Origin of the sequence: Bradyrhizobium sp. CW1 (assembly GCF_023100665.1) — a bacterium.
Classification (GTDB): domain Bacteria; phylum Pseudomonadota; class Alphaproteobacteria; order Rhizobiales; family Xanthobacteraceae; genus Bradyrhizobium; species Bradyrhizobium canariense_D.
This window is the reverse complement of sequence record NZ_CP064684.1, coordinates 6,482,514-6,502,536: the sequence shown is the minus strand read 5'-3', so window position 1 is coordinate 6,502,536 and position 20,023 is coordinate 6,482,514. Positions and strand designations below refer to the sequence as shown.

7 protein-coding genes and 6 pseudogenes are annotated in these 20,023 nt (G+C 59.8%); 7 read left to right on the top strand and 6 right to left on the bottom strand.

All coding sequences use genetic code 11. The features are described from left to right. Window positions 1-1,041: 1,041 nt before the first annotated feature. The gene (locus tag IVB54_RS31490; protein WP_083926576.1) at window positions 1,042-1,368 is read right to left on the bottom strand and encodes a GcrA family cell cycle regulator; all 327 of its coding nucleotides are present in this window, start codon (window positions 1,366-1,368) and stop codon (window positions 1,042-1,044) included. Between the two features lie 1,034 nt (window positions 1,369-2,402). Continuing rightward, a pseudogene (locus IVB54_RS31485) lies at window positions 2,403-2,833 on the bottom strand (integrase core domain-containing protein); the annotation flags it as partial. Window positions 2,834-3,371: 538 nt separating this feature from the next. Here IVB54_RS31485 and IVB54_RS31480 point away from each other — a divergent pair. The 4 genes and pseudogenes from IVB54_RS31480 to IVB54_RS31465 form a co-directional block, all read left to right on the top strand. Next, window positions 3,372-3,458 (top strand): annotated as a pseudogene (locus IVB54_RS31480) (plasmid stabilization protein); the annotation flags it as partial. Between the two features lie 273 nt (window positions 3,459-3,731). Next, a complete protein-coding gene (locus IVB54_RS31475) occupies window positions 3,732-4,082 on the top strand; it encodes a Fic family protein (RefSeq protein WP_245288556.1) in 351 nt (116 codons plus the stop codon). A gap of 65 nt (window positions 4,083-4,147) precedes the next feature. Further along, window positions 4,148-4,408 carry a hypothetical protein gene (locus IVB54_RS31470; protein ID WP_247372323.1) on the top strand — a complete coding sequence of 87 codons (261 nt, stop codon included), beginning with the start codon at window positions 4,148-4,150 and terminating at the stop codon, window positions 4,406-4,408. 126 nt (window positions 4,409-4,534) lie between these two features. After that, entirely contained in the window at window positions 4,535-4,855 is a 321-nt protein-coding gene (locus IVB54_RS31465; protein ID WP_157643128.1) for a hypothetical protein, read from the top strand. A 278-nt stretch (window positions 4,856-5,133) separates the two neighbouring features. Here IVB54_RS31465 and IVB54_RS31460 read toward each other — a convergent pair whose 3' ends face one another. After that, window positions 5,134-6,408 carry a hypothetical protein gene (locus tag IVB54_RS31460; protein WP_247477805.1) on the bottom strand — a complete coding sequence of 425 codons (1,275 nt, stop codon included), beginning with the start codon at window positions 6,406-6,408 and terminating at the stop codon, window positions 5,134-5,136. A 623-nt stretch (window positions 6,409-7,031) separates the two neighbouring features. Between IVB54_RS31460 and IVB54_RS31455 the strand changes: the two genes are divergently transcribed. Next, complete coding sequence (locus IVB54_RS31455) at window positions 7,032-7,448, top strand: hypothetical protein (protein ID WP_245288516.1); 417 nt, start codon at window positions 7,032-7,034, stop codon at window positions 7,446-7,448. Window positions 7,449-7,949: 501 nt separating this feature from the next. Here the strand turns inward: IVB54_RS31455 and IVB54_RS31445 are convergent. Continuing rightward, a pseudogene (locus IVB54_RS31445) lies at window positions 7,950-8,351 on the bottom strand (IS21 family transposase); the annotation flags it as partial. A gap of 115 nt (window positions 8,352-8,466) precedes the next feature. On the opposite strand from IVB54_RS31445, the pseudogene IVB54_RS31440 reads away from it, so the two are divergent. Together IVB54_RS31440 and xopAD are read left to right on the top strand one after the other, a co-directional pair. After that, window positions 8,467-8,660, top strand: a pseudogene (locus IVB54_RS31440) (DDE-type integrase/transposase/recombinase); the annotation flags it as partial. Window positions 8,661-9,418: 758 nt separating this feature from the next. Next, window positions 9,419-17,824 carry a XopAD/skwp family type III secretion system effector gene (xopAD, locus tag IVB54_RS31435; RefSeq protein ID WP_345946588.1) on the top strand — a complete coding sequence of 2,802 codons (8,406 nt, stop codon included), beginning with the start codon at window positions 9,419-9,421 and terminating at the stop codon, window positions 17,822-17,824. Window positions 17,825-17,936: 112 nt separating this feature from the next. Here the strand turns inward: xopAD and IVB54_RS31430 are convergent. Both IVB54_RS31430 and pabB read right to left on the bottom strand, forming a co-directional pair. Further along, window positions 17,937-18,501: pseudogene (locus IVB54_RS31430) on the bottom strand (aminodeoxychorismate/anthranilate synthase component II). Then, window positions 18,498-19,887, bottom strand: a pseudogene (pabB, locus tag IVB54_RS31425) (aminodeoxychorismate synthase component I). Before pabB ends, IVB54_RS31430 begins: the two co-directional pseudogenes overlap by 4 nt. Window positions 19,888-20,023 lie beyond the last annotated feature (136 nt).

Genomic DNA, 20,023 nt, shown 5'->3' with positions numbered 1-20,023 from the left:
GGAAGCTTGCGTGACGGCCGATCTGCTGACGAAACGCGGTGTGGGATAGCAAGCCGTTCCTCTCGAAGACAGAGAACAACTGCTGCAGGCGAGATACTCGAATCAACACGGCCACGGCGGGGCCCCAGATTCAACTCCGCTTCGCGAATCTCCGACGTTCGCCAACGAGACATCCGCCGGGGCCGTTGACGCTGCTAGAGCTGGAACTGCTCCACGACCTGACTCGTGAGAGGTTCATCGATCAAATTTGATACGTCGCCTCGCAATCTTCAGCAACTGACCAGGTTTGGTAGTTGACTTCTGCCTGGCGTATTCCCCATCCACCCAGGGATCCTGCGCCGGCTCGGGGACATCCCGGTACGTAGTCGACTTCACCAATGCGCGGATCGTCGGTGTCGCGCGGCGCCACGGCTGTTGGCGTGAGTCTGTTCTCGAGTTGGTATGGAAAAAGTAATCACCGGGTAGGCGAGCGAGGAGTGATCGATGCAATTGAACAGCCGTTTCAGACTTGCCACCGGTTTTGCACAGATCGTCAAGGCACCTATGGTGGGTGGTGGTCGTCTTGTGCCTGGGCACTGCAGGGGTCTATTTCTTCGACCGAGGTCGGACAATATCTCGAGAGCTCGGCGGTCCGTGAAGTTGCTCCAAGGCTGAGCTTGTCACCGACGCCGGGGCGGTACCTGTCGGAGGTTCCATCCGGACAGGCTCACGGTCAAGCGGCTTCACCCGAGCTCGTGTACTTCGTCGGGCAGGCGTGTGCAGAAACTTCCAAACACCGGCGCAAGCCAGGACGTCGGGCGCTTCCCCGAAGACGCATAGCCGAAACCGAGGCTCAAGAACCAGAACGCATTCTTCTTCTAATTCAGAGCATCCAGCCTCTTGAGATTGAATGAATTGACCTACGATCGAGCCTCCGCCGCGAACAGTCTACTCGACGCCACTGTTTGTCCCATAGCCACAAAGCGCGCAAACCAACAAGCAAATCGTCCGAATGGACCATCCGGCGCATAGGCCCGGGAGATCGCGGCGCGCCTGATAGCTCTACGCGGTATTCCTGACTGCCTCAGCTAGCATCGCGTAAAGCTGCCGCTTGCTCATTTCCTGAGGCTGGCTATCTAGCGCCCTTTGCGACAGCTTCTTTCCGACGAAGTCGCGACCAGCCGCCATCGCCGTCGGCCCTCGCTTCGGGGCGGGTCTAATCTTGGGTTTTGCTGTTGGTGGCTTGTGACCTCGAGTGAGGCCCAACCGAGCTAGCCTGCCGCAAACTGCGTTGCGACTGCACTCGAGATGACGCGCGATCTGCGCGGCACTCTGTCCCGCGGCCCAGAGCTTTTCCAGCTGTGCCAATTCTCTTCTATTCCAGCGCATGGAGGATACTTTAGTGCCAGTTGTGACGCCCAGGTTAGTTTACTCTTCGTCCGGCTCGCGCACGATCGCCGGTTTGGTCTCCTGTTCATTCATTCTAAGAAAGCCCGCTCGCGAGTGAAGGAAAACGAGTGTCCTTGGCACACCGCGCTCTCTTCTTAGTCCCTACCGTGATTAGGGTGCCATCTGCTCGCGTAATAAGTAGTCGAGTGGCAACCGGGCGTGCCGCTGGGTGCCATCGCGGCGAGTGCTTGCGTCCTGATGTTGACTACCACAAAGCGAGTTCGCGCGCCTCCCCAATCTTGATAGGGGAGCTTCGCTCGCCTTTCCACTTTTCTTTATCGACGGGGGCCGAACCAAGTTCCCAAGTAACTTCGGCCGTAAGATAATTTCAGAGAGCTCTCGCGAAGCCGAGCCATGACATCCGTCACACATTGTTACTGTAGGGCCCAGCTCGCTGTGTTTCGACCGAGCTTCCATGCGAGTGCAAAATAGCGCATGAGCCGATCTTTCAAAATTTCACGCCAATGTCCGCGAGACAATCATGACAGCCTTATCGGCAGAGAACGCTTGCGAGGAGGCTGACATCCCGCTGAGCCGTTTTGATGTAAGCGAGCCCAAGCGTTTTGAAGGTGATACCGTTTGGACTTGTTTCGAGCGGCTGCGAAGGGAAGATCCCGTCCATTATTGCGAAGGCAGCCCGTACGGTCCATATTGGTCGATAACAAAATACCGCGACATCGTAGCCGTGGATTCAAATCACACAATATTCTCGTCAGAGCGAAGCGTCACAATTGTGGACCCGCCGCAGAAGTATTAGACTCCCAGTTTTATTAAGATGAAGTCCTCCTGTCCATGCTCAGCAGCGTAAGACTGTCAGTCCGATCGCGGCATCGGAGAACGTGGCGCAACCTCCGAATGGTCATGCGTCGTGAACAGCACCACCGCGATGCCGACCACAGCACGGTCGCGGATATCGTCGCGACGGTGGACAGAACGCTCATTGCCCTGAGAGCGCCTGACCTTGCCCCCAGGTTTTATCCAATCCTGAGTTCGGCCGTGCCGTTGGATTTGCCCGGTTGGGTGGTGGCAGCGACGGGAGCTGGCGCGGAGCCTTCGGCATAGCGCAGCGCCAGATCCCGGCGCGGGTGGCAGGTCATCGCGAACTCGGACGGGGTTCTCCATCCGAGCTGCGAGTGTGGTCTTGTGTCGTTGTAATCGGCCCGCCAACTTCCAAGCGTGACGCGGGCTTGTGCCAGTGACGTGAACAACGTCTCGTTCAACAGCTCATCCCACAGCCGAAGGCGTTCTGCATGGGTTTGCCCGGCGCGATGTCGTGCCATTCGACACGGCTTTGGTCGGCCCACACCAGGATGGCGTTGCTGGTGAGTTCGCTGCCGTTATCGCTGACCACCATCCTGGGCTTGCCGCGCTCGATCATCAGCCGGTCCAGTTCCCGCGCCACACGCCCGTTAGGCCCCTCCTAGACCAATGGATAAACGCCACTGCAAAAAGGATCCTCCAATTCAAAGTAGACCAGCTTCGGGAGGTTCGTACTCCAACTGGTGGATCCAGTCCGGCCCTGAACCGCCAGGCAGAGCTCTAACATTCGACTAGGCCTCGGGCCGCAATTATGCGAGTCTTGCAGCATTTCGAGGCGTGTCGGAAACGGAGGGACCGATGTGCGATCGTTAACTGCGTGTCTCTTTCGGCGTGGTTGGAGTTGGGACGGGTAAAGTCCTGGGACACTCAAAGTGACATGTGCCAGTGAAAGTACGCTCCACGACTGGACCGTAGGTGAACGTGTAGTCGTTTGCGAAGCGGCTGGACCGCGTCTGAGCGGCAAGCAAGGAGTCGTTCTCGGGTTCGGTGCTACGCGCAGCAGGCTTCGCGTGTTGCTCGACGGTTCTAGAGGGCCGATCACGTTGCACATCACCTTCGTGGACCCGGTCGTGCAGCCCGATCGCGCTTGAGAATGGTGCTGCCTACGAGGGGAAAATCCGCCGGCGTAGCACAATCGCAGCGCGGAAGCGGAAATGTGCGCCATTCTGGAGGCCGCCGTGCGTCCCGAGGGCCGGCTGCGCCTCCTGACGGGCGCGCCGGCGTTCCGAGCCAGGCCCCCTGGCCAGGGCGTTGCGGCGGGCCCGCGCAATTAAACCTTCTCCTCAAGGAGTCAAAATCGAGCTGCGTCATCGAAGGCGAGAGCCGCCGCAGGATCTTATCCAGCGGTGGGATAAGGTCATCGGCGAAGCAGGATGGACGCCGCTCGATGAGACGGTGTTCTTGCGCCTGCACCGCATTGTCATCGGTGGATGAGCGTTTCGTGAAGCTCGGCTTTCGGCAGGAAGGCGGTTTCATCGGTGAGCATGACCACGAGACGCAGAGACCCATTCCGGACCATATCAGCGCGCCATCACGAAGATATCGCCTCCCTCGTCCACGGATTGATCGCGTTCGACCAGGCCTCGTCAATTAAGCTTGACCCCGCCGTGGCTGCCGCCGTGCTGGCCTTCGGGTTCGTCTACATCCATCCATTCGAGGACGGCAATGGCCTCACCTGGCACGACGGATTCAATCCGCCGGCATCCACTTTCCGGTTTTCAGCCGCCGTCCTAAGACAAAACCGCCGAATACAAGGACGTATTAGAAAGCTTCGAGTAGATTGCTTCCATGCGTCCAATGGCAGCCTACTCCACAGGGCAACGTCAAGGTCCTGAATGATAGGGCTGACGTTTACCGATTTTTCGATGCAACGCCGCACGCGGAGTTTCTGTACGAATGCGTGCAGAGGACCATCGAACAGGATCTTCCGAAGGACATCCGGTTCTTGCGGAGCTTCGATACATTCCGAGCGGGCGTCGAAAATATGATGGACTTGCCGGAGCGCACCCTCAACAATCTCTTTTTCTTGCAACAGAATGAAGGGCGACTCTCAAAGCGCGCCCGTGACAACGAATTCTCCCAATTAACGCCAGACGAAGTCGCGAAGATTGAGGAGCTTTATCGAACGGCCTTCTCGAACGACACCGGAACAGCGAGCTAAGCCTGTATCATCTTCATTGGATCATAGCCTGGATGTCGAATCAGAATCCTCGTCGGCGGCCGCCACAGAATATGATCCAAAGGCTCGCCGGGTGCGTGAGTTTTGATCCTAGACGAGACCGACGAGATGGTCGATTCCCTCATCGTATTTTCCGACTACTCGTCGATCGTGCTCCAGAGCGAAAGCGATGAGTTCGAGAAGCTCTGCGCATTGCCGCCCCCTGACGTTCTATCCGATGAGGTGCAGGCTCAGACAGTCGAAGAAATCGACCGGCATCAGGCGCATGGCGGCGGATGGTCCGCGCGTCCCGAACAGATGAAGACCCAGATCGCCGAAACGGAAGCAAGCATTGTGGCCTTTGCTGAACAAGCGAAGTCTGGGGAGACATTCGCGGAGCGCGTGAAGGACGGATTGGTCGCTCACAGGCCAAAGAGCGTTGATCAATGAGCGTTCCGCTCTGAACCGCGAGCTTCCAAGTCGACAGGTCGGGTATCGTCGATCGATCTGTGGAGCAGGGTTGCTCCCATGAGACCAGCCAAGCTGGCGACCGGCATTGAACAGGCCGATGCCGGATGCGCGGTTGCGGTCATTGAGGTTGCTGAAGCGATGAGGGTGATCGACAGGAAAACGAAATGACCGATGCCCCGTACGCAGGAGCATCGGTAGGACACGGATAGGTCGGCGCCGGAGGGCGATACGGGAGCTGGTGTCGGTGCTGGTGCGGCCTATTGGGGTCCACCCGTATACTTGTCAACCGTCGACATGAGCGGCTTCGGGGTCGACAGATTGAACATCAGCCCGAACCGACCATCGGGACCAGTCTTGTCCGGCTCGTCGATCAGCTCGTAGAGATCAATCCACTCGATGAACGAATACTGAGAGAACCTCGCCAGCATCGCATCCAGGTTTGAGTTGCAGGCCGACATCGACGCCGACGTCGAGGTGTTGACGAACGTTGAGTCGTAGATCTCGGCGCCATTCATCTCATTGATGGCGACTGGAACGCCGTAGCTCGACAGCTTTGTGAACAGGTTGAAATTGGGACGAACTCCGCCCCAGTAGTTCGTCGGGTTCACGCCGGCATGCTCGTAATAGTGATAGCCGAGCACATCGACCTTGACGCCATTCGCCTTCATGAAGTCGATGTAGCCGAACATCGTCGATGTGGTGCCGACGATGCGCCGAAGGTTTCTGCCGGTGTCGCGGCGTACCTGCTCGATCGCGTCCGACATTCCCCGCAAGAGATTGGCGAAGTCGACCATCGACGGATATGCAGCGAACTCGGCAGAGGTCCATCCCTTGCCGAACAACGGAGAGCCGTTGGCATCACGGACGGTCAGATTGATCTCGTTACCAAGTTCCCAGTCGCCGACTGAAGATGCGAACTGGCGAACAAACGCCAGGGTCCGATTGTAGCCCTGGGAGTAGATCGCAGCAGCGTCGCCGGCAGGATACTTGCCGGCATCGGTCTTGTCGCCCCACATTAGCGGAAGCGCCAGAACAGGTTCAAGAGTGACGCCATAGTTGGCGGCAAGGCCCACGATCGAGGTGAAGCGCGTCGCTGCCCATGGATCAGTGTCAGCCGCCAGAGGAATGGTCAGGCGGTATCGCTTGAGCTTATGTGCGGCGAGCGTCTTGAAGACGTCCTCGTCATTGATCTGGCGGTACGCCCCGGAGGCGAACATGGAGTGGCCATTGACGCCGATTTGAACTGTCAATTCTGTTCCTTGATTGCGCGAGAAAAGAAGAGGATGCCGTTTGCAGCAGATCTGATTTCGGGCGCGGCGGGGTAAAGGAGGAGAAACCCCGCCGCAGTCGGGCCGCAGCAGTCGGCCGGCGCTCTGTGCCGCCGCTCTCTGTTCTGTACTGCGACTATGGTTGTATTTTGGCCTACTCTCCCCTGAGGGAGTGGACTCCGCAGACGTCCGAGACTGAAGGGAGCGGCGCGCGCCAAGCCGGGGCTTCCGTTTATTGGCGCCAGCATTGGGAGCCTCGGCCAAGTGAGGTAGCTCCGTTGTCTCAATCCCTTGTGATCGCCCCAGTTGAGCTTCTGATCGCTCCCCTCGCCGCATGAGTGGGCGAAGTCAATGAATTCACAAGTCCGAGAGAGGATGCCCGTGAAAACGCTTCAGGAATCCACTCTTGCCATCGCCATCGTGGCAAGCACACTTGCGATCGCGGTGCCAGCGTGTGCAAATTCCGCAGCTTCGGAGTAACCGGAGCGCCGTTCCGGCTCAAAGCTGTCGAACCAGGGGGAACCCTCATGATTTCCGGCCATCGGAAGGCGGTCGCGCTCTTTTCCTCCTATGCAGCGACCGGGGACGGCACGCGTCTCGTCAGCTTCGCGTGGACCGCTCTGCCCCGTTTGCGGCACCACCTCTCAATGGCGCGCCGCCTCTAAGCGGGATACCCCAAAAGGTCGTCTGGCCAGGTCGCGGATGCGCTTAGCGGCCGGCCGTCGATCTCGCTGCGGCGTGCCTGTCAGTGACTTCTTTCGCGACTGAGCAACGCCGATTTCCGTGCACACCGCTGGGCAACGGCTGGGACGGCCCATCGGCGGCCCGGCACGATCGAGGTCGACGTCAACTACATGTACCGCACGCCGTTCTTCGGGACGTCGCTAATGAATTCCGTTCCTCTGGGCGGCTACACCGCGAAGAAAATCCCAGTCGTGGATCTGCGCGAGATCGCAGCCGGACAAAGCGTCGCGATGGCCGCGCGCTGCGCATTGCGCGATCTCTACGACGCATGGCGCCTGCTGCACGTCCGCGGGCTGGATTGGAAACAGGTCAAGCTCGCTACGCTCGCGATCGGGGCGGCCACACGGGACCTGAACTGGCGGACGGCCTCGCTGGACGGATATAGCTACGACGCCAACGAACTCCGCGGAAAATTGCTAACCGTCGTGAAGAGCGACATGTTCGACAAGGACGGCCGCCCGGAAGCCTGGCGCGAGCTCGTGCTGGCCGAATGGCAAGAACGACTGGCGCCCTTGTTCGAACATGATCGCGGCGAGATGTCGTTCCTTGATGCTCTCTAGGAAGAGGGACGGATCGACGTCAGCAGTCTCCAAGGCGATGCCGCCGTCAAGCACGCGATAGAGAACTTCCCCGCGCTGCAAGGAAGGCTTTGAACATCAGGAATCACAACGCCGGTCTTCCGCGCTTGTGGGCAGGCTCCGACGTTACGCCAGAGGGAGAGTAGAATTTCTCCTTATTTGTCACACCAGGACGAAACGGGAGGGCAGGAGAACGGCGGCGGATGCCCGCTTTCAGCCGTCAGCGGGTTCGTGCACCGTTAAACCGAGACGCCCCGCGTGATCGAGCAGATGCTCGACCGACGAGGCCGCCCATTGCCAGCCGCCGCCCGGCGTCCGCTCCCGCATTGTCTCGAGCTGTGCCGCGATCGCCCGCAGACTGAGGTCCGGATCGGAAATGGCAATGCCGGCGAACGAGTGTCATCAATCGATCCTCCGGCTGTCGTCGCTGCGCGCGCTGGACAAGTTCAGGCTTCGCGAGGCCTTCCCGCACAGCGATGCATGGTCGAGCAGCGAGGCGTTGAGTTCCTCCAGGTTTTTGAAGCGGAGCCTCGGCGTGAAGAAGCGCTCGCGCACAGCCCGACCTGGTTCTCGACCTGGCCCTTCTCCCAGCCCGACGCCGGCGTGCAGGCCACCGGCTCGACAAGATAGAAATCCGGATCAGCGTCAGCCGTTCCGGCGACGGCTTCGTCGCATTGGTCGCCAAAAGCCGCTCAAGCTCATCGCGCCATGCACCCAGCCGAGGCAACGGCTGATGCTTGCGCACGTAGCGGAACTCCGTTTGCCCCGAACGCAGGGACCTTGCGGACCACCTCCCGAGAGACCTTCAATTCCCGGCAGATCTGCTTGATCGATTTGAACCAGCGAAAGCCGGCGCATCTTTGCAATCGGCTTCACAACCAACATCCAAAACAAATGCCTCCGATGAAACCGGAAGCAGTGTCACGCCCTTGCGTTAAGGGGGGCCCGTTTGGATGAAAACGACCCCTCAAGCAGGGTCCTTATTCCATGAAAAATCACACTGCGGTCCTATTGAGCGACGAAACGGCAGGTCATGCCGGATGCCGAGCACCGCGCACAGGGGCTTCAACAATAGGGCCGAGAATTGCCATGTGCCGCTGCGAAAGCGGGAGCGGACGATGCAGGGCTTCCGTTCGCCGGGGAAGCCTGCAGCGCTTCGTCTCGATATTCTCAACCTTCCGTAATCTCTTCGTCCAAGCCAGCTCCCGCTCCTTAGATAAGGTGACAGCGCCTGATCGCAGGCCCAGGCGGCCTGACCTGCGGCCTTCGCCGGCCGGTGTAGGCCGCAGCCCGATTCATTAACGCTTGAGCCAGGTCTCGGATTTTCTTTATCGGTCCGGGAGAACGCCTTCGTCAGCCAATCGTCAGCCAGGCGGTGTATCTAGGCCTGCCGCGCCTCATCAGCCTGAACCCAATGCAAACGCAGGAGCTGCGAATCATCATGTATGGTCGAATTGGTGCCTCGTTCGATGTCCTCTACAGCGGCGAAGCTGACGAAGCGAATCAGTCGGGAGCCACCGGGCAAACGGATGTAGGAAGCCAAAGATTCGCGAACATGTTTGCCCGGATGCATTTGGCCGGAGTGGTTCTACCGACAATTCATCTTCGCGTGGGTGGACGAAGAACGGTCCCGGTGAATGGCAGCGCGCAATCAAACCTCCACTCTGTCTCTGAAAAACTGAGGATAGCGAGTGCGGCGTGATGCGATCGCGTGCCAGTCTCGGCCGATCTTGGGCTGCTGGCGTGTACTTTGGCCAGGAGTAGGCCGCGCCGTCTCGGGTCCGGGCTGACCATGACGGTTGACGAAAACATGCCGCAGGTTCCTCAGACCTCATGCCATGCGCCATCTGGGCGATTGCACTTATGGGCCAAAGCCTTGATGCACCATGGTTGAGCGACATCAGCCCGCAACATCATAAGCAGCGATTCTCCCCTTTTATCAGAGATGGAATATGACGGGCATTGGCCGATCTGGCAGATCGCGCATTGGGGATGCTGGAGCCGGATCGAGCAGTTCACGCTCGCACTCAAGCCTAGCCCCTGGGGAAGGCAGTCAATCGTTCGATTCCGTCGTGGAGCGGATGCGCTCTGGGCCCCAAGATAGAGGGACGCCCTCCGCTAGCATGGCGCGCGGTGCCGACGATGCCCTTGGCGACAGGTCTTCCGGTCCCTCCGTTGGCCCAGATCGAATCCTAGGCGCTGCGGCACGGGCAGCCGCTGCGCCACGTGCAGCCACTGCACGGCGGCGCGGCTTTCCCTCAGTGTCGGAGGGTGGAGACACGACGCCGGTCACCAGCCAGCCGCCAACTTCGGGTGTGGCAGTCTCCATTTCCTCGTCAGAGGAAGAAATCAACGCAACAAGGCGGCACATGGATCGCCTGGTTGAGGAACTTGACGCTTGCCGTAATGCGGCCATGCACGCCCAGAACTCGGAGGAGGCGCAAGAGCTGAGCGATCGGTTCATCAAAGCAGGTTCGGCAGTTCTGGAGTACTACGCGAGGCTGCGCCCGGCCGTGGCGCGGAGCATTCTGTCGGACGCTGAGGTCCGTCGATACCGCTATGCCGTGCTCGATGCGGCCCACCAATGCAACGCACTGGCCTCATCGACTATCGCCGCCTTGCAAGACCGCAGAAAGAATTCGGCAGACCTGTTGCAGCGGATTTTCGAATCCAACGCTACCCCCGACCAGCTGAGCCGAGTGGCTTCCAGTGTGGCGAAGGAGCACGCGGCTTGCGTGGAGTGGTGGGGAAAGAAGCTGTTGCGCTCGGAACGGATGGTGTCCGTCTGCGAGGCCACCGCCAACTTGCCAAGCACGACGCCCGAGATGCGGAAGCCCGAAGAGGCCGCACTACGCCTGAATACCGGCTTGGTACTTCATGCGCGGTACATGCGTCTGCAATCGCGGATTGCGCTCACGCAGCTTATGATTGAGTCTCAGGCGAGCACGTTTGAACCGGCCGTGAGGGACGCCCTCATGGGTGAGAACGGGGGGGTGCATCTGCTCGGGACCTTTGTCCAGGATGTTTATCCGGCATTCCTCTCGACGGAGGAAGCCGTTCTGCACAACGACGGAGCGGCACTCGACGCAGAGCACTGCACCGTTCTGGAAGGAGTCATGGAACGGCTTTCGGAATTTGCGTTGGCGTTGCACGACGACATCCTTGCCAAGCTAAGCGATAACCGAACAGGTGCCAGCCTCCCATTCGAACTGTTGGGCCAGATCGTAGACGACGCACGGATCACTGCGCACGAGGTCATGCACTTCCTGGCACTGCAGCTGAAAACGTCAGCCATCATTGCATCCCCGGCCGACGCTGGCGCTACGGTACCGGCCGACACTGCCGGCAAGGCAGCGGCGGCCAAAGGCACCGCTGCGCGCAGGGAGGGGAAAGGCAACCGCAAGCCGGCTGCTGATGCCGCGAGTTCGGCCGGGCGGCCCGAGCCGCAAGTCGCCGCGGGCGACAGCGACACCGCGCCAGCGGACAAGGTTCTCGTGCGCTCGGATCTAGGTACGAAGAAGCTTGTGAGCGCCAAGGAGGCGCATGCGAGTGCGTCGTCGGCGGCGGCACACTCGGCGGTCTGGCAGGCCCCGGCATCGACGGAGGCGTTGGCGCCACTGGTCAAGCGGTCGGACGAACTATTGCAGTTCGATCTGGCTGGTCAGCAAAGGACCGTCTCGCAAGCGCGCCAGATGAAGCCCGAGGACGCCGATCACGTAGTGGGCATCGTGGTCGAGCGCCTGCAGACGCAGCCCGCCGAGATGCAGGCCTGTCTGGACCCGCTGGAAGAGCCTGGTCGACGCGGCCTGCTCACGCCTGCGCATGTGCACGAAGTGCACGAGAAAACAGTCCGGCTCAAGATGAAGTTGTCCGAGGCGCAGGGACTGGCGAAGGCGGCGAACGCGGAATCAAGTCTTGCCCCTGGGGAAGGCAGCCAATCGTTCGATTCCGTCGAGCGGATGCACTCTGGGCCTCAAGATAGAAGGACGTCCTTCGCTCGCATTGCGCGCGGTGCCGATGATGCCCTTGGCGACAGATCTTCCGGATCCTCCGTTGGCGCACATCGGATCCTGGGTGCTGCGCCACGTGAAGCCACTGCGCGACGGTGCGGTTTTCCCCCATTGCCGGAGGGTGGAGCGCCAGGTCGAGAAGAAACTTCTTTAGGTTCTGATGGCAAACCCTGGCTCGGCAATAAAGGATCCAGAAGCTGGCAACCAGACACGGTGCCACCCCACAGGCAAACGGAGACCGACCCGGGTGCAGGACCGGGAAGGCGGCGTTTCGTCCATGTAGCCGAACAGAGCTTCAAGCGTGGATACTCGGAACTACTTAATAACGCTTTACATGACATTTCCTTCGCTGGCGACATCACTAAATTCTCATGCGCTGTGGTGGAGTATGACAGGAAGCTGCAGGGTCGAGCGGACCACGCAACATTCCTGCAAAAGGCCGCTTCCGAGTTCAAACGCGAATTTGTCCCAAGATGGGAACAAGATATCCGCGCCCGGAATACATGGGGGTACGCCACCTCATGCAACACGATGAGCCGGGAGGCTGGAGGTCAGGCAGGCGTGGAAGCTTGCAGGGCCATGGCAGCTCAGGTGTCGAGCCTCGGCAATGCACTATACGACGTCGAAAGCAAAACGCTTTCCCTATTCGTATTGTCGTTCAGTCGATATCCCGGGGTGGCGGAATGTCGCAATGGAATGATCCGAATCGCCAGATTTTTTCGTGAGCAACGCGGAGCACTTTCGGAGCTCAACGCTCAAAGTCTCGCCCTGCTGGTCAACGGCTTCAGCAAGTGCCCGGAACAGGAGAACTCTCGTGAGGCCACAATAGCAGTTGCCGCTGAGATTCGCCGCCGCGCTCCCGGGCTCTCTGATTTTGGTCCGCAGAGCCTGGCTATCGTGGTGAACGGTTTGAGCAAGTGGCCGGAAGACGCGGAGTGTCACGGTGCTATAAGGGCAATTGCCAGCGAGGTCCGTCACCGCGCGGGCCGCCGCGATGTCTGGCTCTCTGACTTTGGTCCGCAGAACTTGGCTACCGTGGTGAACGGTTTGAGCAAGTGGCCGGAAGAGGCGGAGTGTCGCGGTGCAATGAGGGCAATCGCCGTCGAGGTCCGTCGCCGCGCGGGTCGCCGCGATGTCTGGCTCGCTGATTTTGATCCACAGGCGTTGGCCAACCTGGTGAACGGCTTCAGCAAGTGGCCGCAGGACTGTCGAGATGCTATAGTTCAAATCGCCGCCGAGGTCCGTTACCGCGCGGGCCGCCGCGATGTCGGGCTCTCTGATTTTGATCCACAGGCGTTGTCGAACTTGGTAAACGGCTTCAGCAAGTGGCCGCAGGACTGCCGAGACGCTATAGTTCAAATCGCCGACGAGGTCGTCCATCACCGCGGCGACCGGCTCTCCAATTTTACTCCCCAGCACTTGTCGAACCTCGTGAACGGCTTCAGCAGGTGGCCCGAGGGGGCGAAGTGCAACGACGCTATACTTGCAATCGCCGACGAGGTTCGTCGCCGCGCTGGCCGAGCGGACCGGCTCTCCAGTTTTACTCCCCGGCACTTGTCGAGCTTGGTGAACGGCTTCAGCAGGTGGCCGGAAAGGACAGACTGCTGCAGCGCTATAATTGAAATAGCCGACGAGGTCCGTCGCCGCGCCGACCGGCTGTCTGGGTTTGATCCGCAGGGTCTGGCGAACCTGGTGAACGGTTTCAGCAAGTGGCCTGATGTGACGGGCTGTGGCGACGCCACGCTGGCGATCGCCGGTGAGGTCTGTCGCCGCGCCGACCGGCTATCTGGGTTTGATCCGCAGGGTTTGGCGAACCTGGTGAACGGTTTCAGCAAGTGGCCTGACGAGACGGGCTGTGGCGAAGCCACGCTGGCGATCGCCGGTGAGGTCTGTCGCCGCGCCGACCGGCTTTCTGAGTTTGATCCGCAGGGTCTGGCGAACCTGGTGAACGGTTTCAGCAAGTGGCCACAAGAGGAGAACTCACGTCACGCCACCGCTGTGATCGCCGGTGAGGTGCTTCGCCGCGCCGACCGGCTCTCCGATTTTACCTCTCAGCACCTGGCGAATCTGGTGAACGGCTTTAGCAAGTACCCACAAGAGGAGAACTCACGTCAGGCCACCGTTGTAATCGCCCATGAGGTCCTTCGCGCCGACCGGCTGTCTGATTTCACTCCGCAGGGTCTAGCGAACCTGGTGAACGGTTTCAGCAAGTGGCTGCAAGAGCAGGACGCTCGCCAAGCCACAGTCGCGATTGCCAACGAGGTCTCTCGCCGTGACAACCGGCTCTCTGATTTTACTCCGCGGGAACTGGCGATCCTGGTGAACGGCTTTAGCAAGTGGCCGGAAGAGGCGGTGTGCCATGGGGCGATAATCGACATAGCGGGCAAACTCGGCTCGGGAGACCTCCGATTCGGAGCGTTCACCACAACTCAGCTCAGCATGATAGCCAATGCTCTCGGGCGAGGTGTCACGAGGGGAGAGGGCACTGGAGAGATCATAGAGACCGCTCTGCTGAAGAATCGGCTGCACGGTATGGCCCACTACCTTCACTATGCCAGTGATCGCCTGGAGCAGACCCAGGTTCTGAACATCGCCATGATTTTCAAAGCGCTGGCTAAGGCTCAATTGTTTGACGATCTCGGTTTGCTCGCACCCACGGGGTTAGACCGGCTGACGGAACTGCATCGTGCCCCTGGCTTTGCCGCTGAGAACGACCTCGAAACCATGGGTACTCTCTGCGTCGCTCTCCTGCCGCTGGCGCGCAGCCCGCACCTGCGCTGGCACCGGAGGCGGGCTTTAAACTTGCTGAACGACATTCAACCGATCGTCGAGCACAAGATCGAGGGGCATCTCAAAGCAAGCGATGCCGAGCGAGCCCGAGGGCCGTACTCGAGCCGTTGCCCCGCCTTGTCGATCTATCAAACGCTCAAGGCCCGTGCGGTTTTCGCGGCATTGTTCCGCCGGCCCTATGTCGAAGGCAAGAAGTCCGATTTGCGGGTGAGGCAGGAAGAGCTGCAGCGCAAGACTAAGGAGATTTTGGACAAAACGGGCGGCCTCGTCGAAGGCGATCTTTCCAACATGAGCTGGAACCTGATGGCGGAGATCGCGGCGGAGAGTCCGGTCGATGCGCTGGACACGTTCTTGGCGCAGAATGCGGCGACGGTCCAGGCCCAACATCCAGCGTCCGTGTTCGACGTCCATCAGGTGTTGCGAACCATGGCCCACGAGCCCAGACCTCCGCAGGGTGACGCGGGACTTATGCAGTTGTCAGTGGTGGACATGCAGGGCCGGCCAGTGGCCACGGAGCCCGAGACACGCTATTCGATTTTTCATCGCCTGACCTCGGGGGTTTTGCCCGTCGTCGCGGTCCAGCTGCCAGGAAAGCCGAGCGCGTTCATGCTGGCGCGTACGATCACCGTCCAGGGTGTGCCATACCGCATGGACCTGTTCGGCGGAAGCAAGTTAAAGCCGCCCAAAAAGCCCGTGTCGCAGATCGCCGGCCGCCTTCCAGGTGTGGCGAGGGCAGAGTCCTCCGGGGGAAAGCTGCTGGCGATTCCGTATGCCGAAACGGCGCCGGGCACAGCGTTCGAGCAGCTGTCACGTGCCTGGGCCCCTTTCAAAGAGGCATACTATTACACTCAGCGCAGGGGTTTTGCCGCGCCGCCGGCAATCAAGGACCTAGGTCCTCGGGACTACGCGCTGGAGGGCGCCTTCAAACTGTCGCTGCTGCCGGACCGTCCTGCCAGCGAGGAGCATCCCTTCAAGCTGACTGGGCCAGAAGGCCCGATCGCCTTGCGGCCGCATGATGGTTGCGGTTTTATCAAGGCCTCGCTGGCCAACCGTATGCCAGCTGTAAATCGCGCCCGCCGACAGGAAGGTCCTGATCGGGTGCCTGCCTTTGCTGAGGGAAGAAGAATGTCCGTTCCCGCATCGGCGCTGCAACACTATCCCCGAAGCGAGCCGGTGACCGATGAGGCGCGGGAGAAGGCCAAAACCTGGCTCGAGAGCAGACAAGGGCGAGAGTTGACGTCTGAAGAGTTGTTTCGCACCGTGACGGCCGGACACATCGACGGTCCCGGCGCGGTTGCCGTACCGTCCAGCGATGACTGTCTCCATGTGCCGACGCTCAAGAGCGAGACGTTGATGGGGGCGAGCGGCGTGCTGATCGGGCGCTCGCCCTACGACAAGCCCAATCTGCGCCCGTTTGCCGCCGAGCGAGTCAAGTCGGCCGTTGAGGGGGACCCGACCGCTGTGTTCCTCGAAAACTGCACAGCCATCCAATACAGCTTCAATGTCGCGCAGAAGTCGGGGAAGGAACTGGCGGGCGACGATCCGACTTTTTTTGCCAAAGGCATTCTGATGGTTGTGCCGGATAAGATGTGGCCGGCCGGCTACGCCGACCGTGGGCTGGTGTTGTCTGCCGAGGACGTCAAATGCCATTCGAGCTGGACCTCGAGCAAGGACCGCGCCAAGGTGGACACGCCGCTCGAGTGCGTCGGCATCCTGCAGGCTACCGAGGTGTTCGCTCCGGGCTCGTTGGTTGCCGTCCCGATCGGTGAACAGAAAAAACTTGACGGAGACTTCGACGGGGACACCGTCGTCATCGTCGGCGACCGGCCGCAGCTTTATGAGCATGTGCGCCAGTTCGATCGCAAGGAGCAAGCTCTCGGACTTCCGTCGCTGAAGCCGCCAAAGTCGCATACCCCGGCGCTTGAGGGCGACAATTACCAGTTCGGTCGCGCCCGCCAGATCCTCGCCGCCACGCAGGATGTCCTGGGAACCTATAGCTGCCTGCAGCGAAACTTTCTGGCTCAATCCCATGAAGCACAACGCTGGTTTGCCGAGCGTGCTGTCTTTGGCACCTATGAGGGCGTTCACCACGAGCTCAGGCGAGAGATCCGTCAGCTGTTGGGCCAGGAAGAGGTGAGTAGCCAAGATATCCAGAACACGTTTGCGAGAGCGAGGAGCGAGATTGAGGTCGCCAAACATCTGGTTGCTCGCGAAATGGCCGAGTTGCTCGTCGACAACCTAGCGGCATGGGCAGTGAAGCCGAATGAGCAACCCCTGCCCGAAATAATCGAAAGCTCGAACGCCGCAAACCCGAGCCTCAGCGCAAGGCTCTGCAACCTTTTCCCGGATCTGGCGGAGACCTATCCGGCAACGCCTCAGCCACGAGACCGCATCCAGCTTTTACTCGACCACTATCCTGCTCGCATCGATCCCCGCCCGGATGGTTACAATGCGGACGACCTCGTAAAAAGCGCAAACAACTTGCTGAGCCTCGGCATCAAGGTCGGCACCGACGCCTATAAATCCGATACTGGCGCCAACCTCTTTTTCCAGAAGAGCAGTCATCTTCAGCGGCTCCTCTACGAGACGCCGGGCTTGAAGTCCGTGCCCTACGTCAAGGGCGTGGCGGCGACCCTCGCCCGCGGAAGGTTTGATGTCGATGCGACCTTGGAGGATCTGAGGGACAACCCCACTCTGGCGGCTTCAATCATGGAGACCTCGATCAAACTCGCTGCGGAGCAGGGCATTTTGCGCAAACCGTCCGGCCTCCGGCCAGCCGCTGACGATGCTGACATGATCACGCTGACCCGCGAGCAGGCCTCAGAACGCGCTCAAAATGAGGCTGGCCGAGCTATAGCCGAAGAGAGGAAAATCACCGCAGCGGCACGCGAGGTTGCCGGAATCCTTGCGCAAGCCGGCATCGAGGTGAAGATGCCCCATCTGGAGCGCCGCTTGAAATCGCATGCCTCCATGACAGATCAGCTCACCGGCATGAGCATCCCACCCAGCAGCGCCCCACAGCTCTTCAGCAACGCGGTACGCCACGTCTTAGAAATTCCTGACAAGGATTTTACACGTGCCTTCAAGAAAGCCATGCTGGCCTTCGAGGAGCGGGACTACACCGAACGCCAGACAACCAACTGGTTCAGAATGCGCAGTCCGACTTTCGTCGGCATCAAGACAGTGCTCACCACGGCGGACTCTTATCGCTTCGAAGTGGAGTTCCACACGCCAGGCAGCTATCAAGCCAAGCTTGCCAATCACGACAGCTATAAAATTCTCGGCAGGCTGCGGCGGCAATCAAGCGAGGATGCTTTGGAGCAAGCTGAGGCCGAGAAACTGGTGCAGCGGACGAGAGAGGTTTGCACAGAAATTGCGATCCCTGACGGCGCGCTGGGCATACCCCACTGGGGAGCCGAAGGAGATCGTAAGGACGGCGCCGCTGCGGCATTTGGATTGCGAGCTTTCGATGAATCAAGAATGCCCGAGATCGCCAGGTCAACGGAGGCAAGAGAGATTACCGCGGCGACTTGTTCACACCGCGCAAAACCAGGGTGAGCCGCAGCTCCTGTGCGGTTCTTGACCGGAATTGTATCGCCGATGTGCGGAAGCGAACAGAACAGCCATTTTGCCTGTGAGTAAGCTCGCGCTCGCTTGGCCCTTCTAAGGTTCAAGCGCGTAGGAAGTTTGCGAACAGTACGTCCCCTTGTGGGGTGAGTATCGACTCTGGATGGAACTGCACGCCATATGTTGGTTGATCGCAATGGGCGAGGGCCATGAGTTCCATCATCCGAGCGTGCTGTCACCGTCAGGTGACGGGCAGATGAAGGATCCAATTCGACGATAAGCGAATGGTAGCGCCCCACACGAAGTGGAGACGGTAGTTCTTTGAAATGCCCGCCGCCTTCATGTGTGACATACGAGGACCGACCGTGCATAGGACGACGGGCGCGCGTTACGCGTGCGCCGAACACCGTCCCAATGCACTGGTGTCCGAGACAAATCCCGAGAATTGGCACCTGACCCGAAAGTTCACGAACGAGGGCTGTCGATATTCCAGCCTCAATTGGAGTGCACGGACCGGGGGAGATGACAACCGCGCGGGGCCTGAGGTCAGCAAGTTCGCTCACGTCCATCGCGTCGTTCCGGACGACACGTGTTGCTGCACCAAGCTTGCGAAAATATCGCGCAATGTTGAAGACGAAAGAGTCGTAGTTGTCGATAATGACAATCAAGATGCACCGGCGTCTTCAGCAATGAATGCGTGAAAAATGCGCTCTGCCTTTGCAAGGCTCTCCTCATATTCGGCGGCCGGATCGGACATTGCTGTTATCCCGGCCTGCATGGAAGACGGCCTGGCCGTCGCCGATCGTTACGGTGCGAATGGCAATATTTACATCCATATGTCCATTGAATCCTATGTAGCCTATGGCCCCGCAATACACCTCTCGCGCCACACGCTCGATATCCAAGATAATTTCCATCGAGCGTACCTTGGGAGCTCCGGTAACTGAGCCGCCGGGAAAGCAGGCCCTAAGTAGGCCTACGGCATCCTCTCCGTGTGCTAGCTCACCCGTAACGACGGACACGAGATGGTGCAGTGAGGCATAGGACTCGAGATTGCATAAGGACGGGACGTGGACTGATTCGGGCGTGCAAACGCGCGAGAGATCATTGCGCAGGAGGTCGATGATCATGGTGTTCTCGGCGCGGTCTTTCTCCGAATGTACCAGCGTCTCAGCGCGACGCCGGTCTTCCTCGCAATCAGCAGAACGCGCCACCGTCCCCTTGATAGGTCGCGTTTCGACCTATCGCCGTCAAACTTTAGGAAACGCTCGGGCGAGCTCGATGCAATGGTGAGCTTGCCATACCGAAGAAGGGCGGCAAAGGGAGCCGGATTCATTTTCCGCAGCTGACAATAGAAGGCTATCCATCGAACGAGTTCGCCAGGCGAGCGCTGAAACGCTGCGCAATGTTGACCTGGAAGGCGTCACCCGACAGAATGAGATCAATCACGCGCTGTACCGCCGCGATGTATCCCTGGCGACTGAAGTTTGAATGCCATGAGCCGCCTCGCCAGGTTTAAAATCAGGAGGAGGGGCTGAGACTGTAAGCAGCCCAACAAATCCTTCGGCTCTTTGGCGAGCTCTCTCACGCCGGCGAACTGGATCCTGCTCCGGCCACCCGGTAGAAAGGGTCCAGCATCTATCATGGCGATGATCGAAGCTTATCACGACGTCGTAAAGATGTAGGAGTGCCTGAGGCAAGCGATGCCCCCCGATGGTCGGCAGCGGCAATCGCTCCAGCGTCCTGTTCAGCTCGTGTCCAAAAAAGCCGGCGGCGCCGCCCCGGAATGCCGGGAGATCGGCGCGATGCATTTGCGGATAGTTGGCTAGCAGAGCGCGAAGTGCCGCCCACGGATCGCCCACAATGGACTCTCCGTTGCAAATACCTCTCCCGTCCGCGATTACGTAAGTGATGAAGGGATCGCACGTCACATACGAGTACTGCCCGAGCACCGCGTGTCTCGATGCGCTATCCAGGACCGTGAGGTGCCTCCGATGTGCGAGGCGTCGCATGGCTGTGACGGGCTCAATCCACTGCAATTCCAATACATGCATTAGTCTGTCGTGCGGATTCCGACGAAGTCGCCCAGGCGTACCGATATGAAGTCGCCCGTGGATTCCGAGACGATGTCGCCCACCTTTCCGATTTGATCTCGCCCAGCGGCGAGGCGTTCTGGCCGGCTGGTTCTCT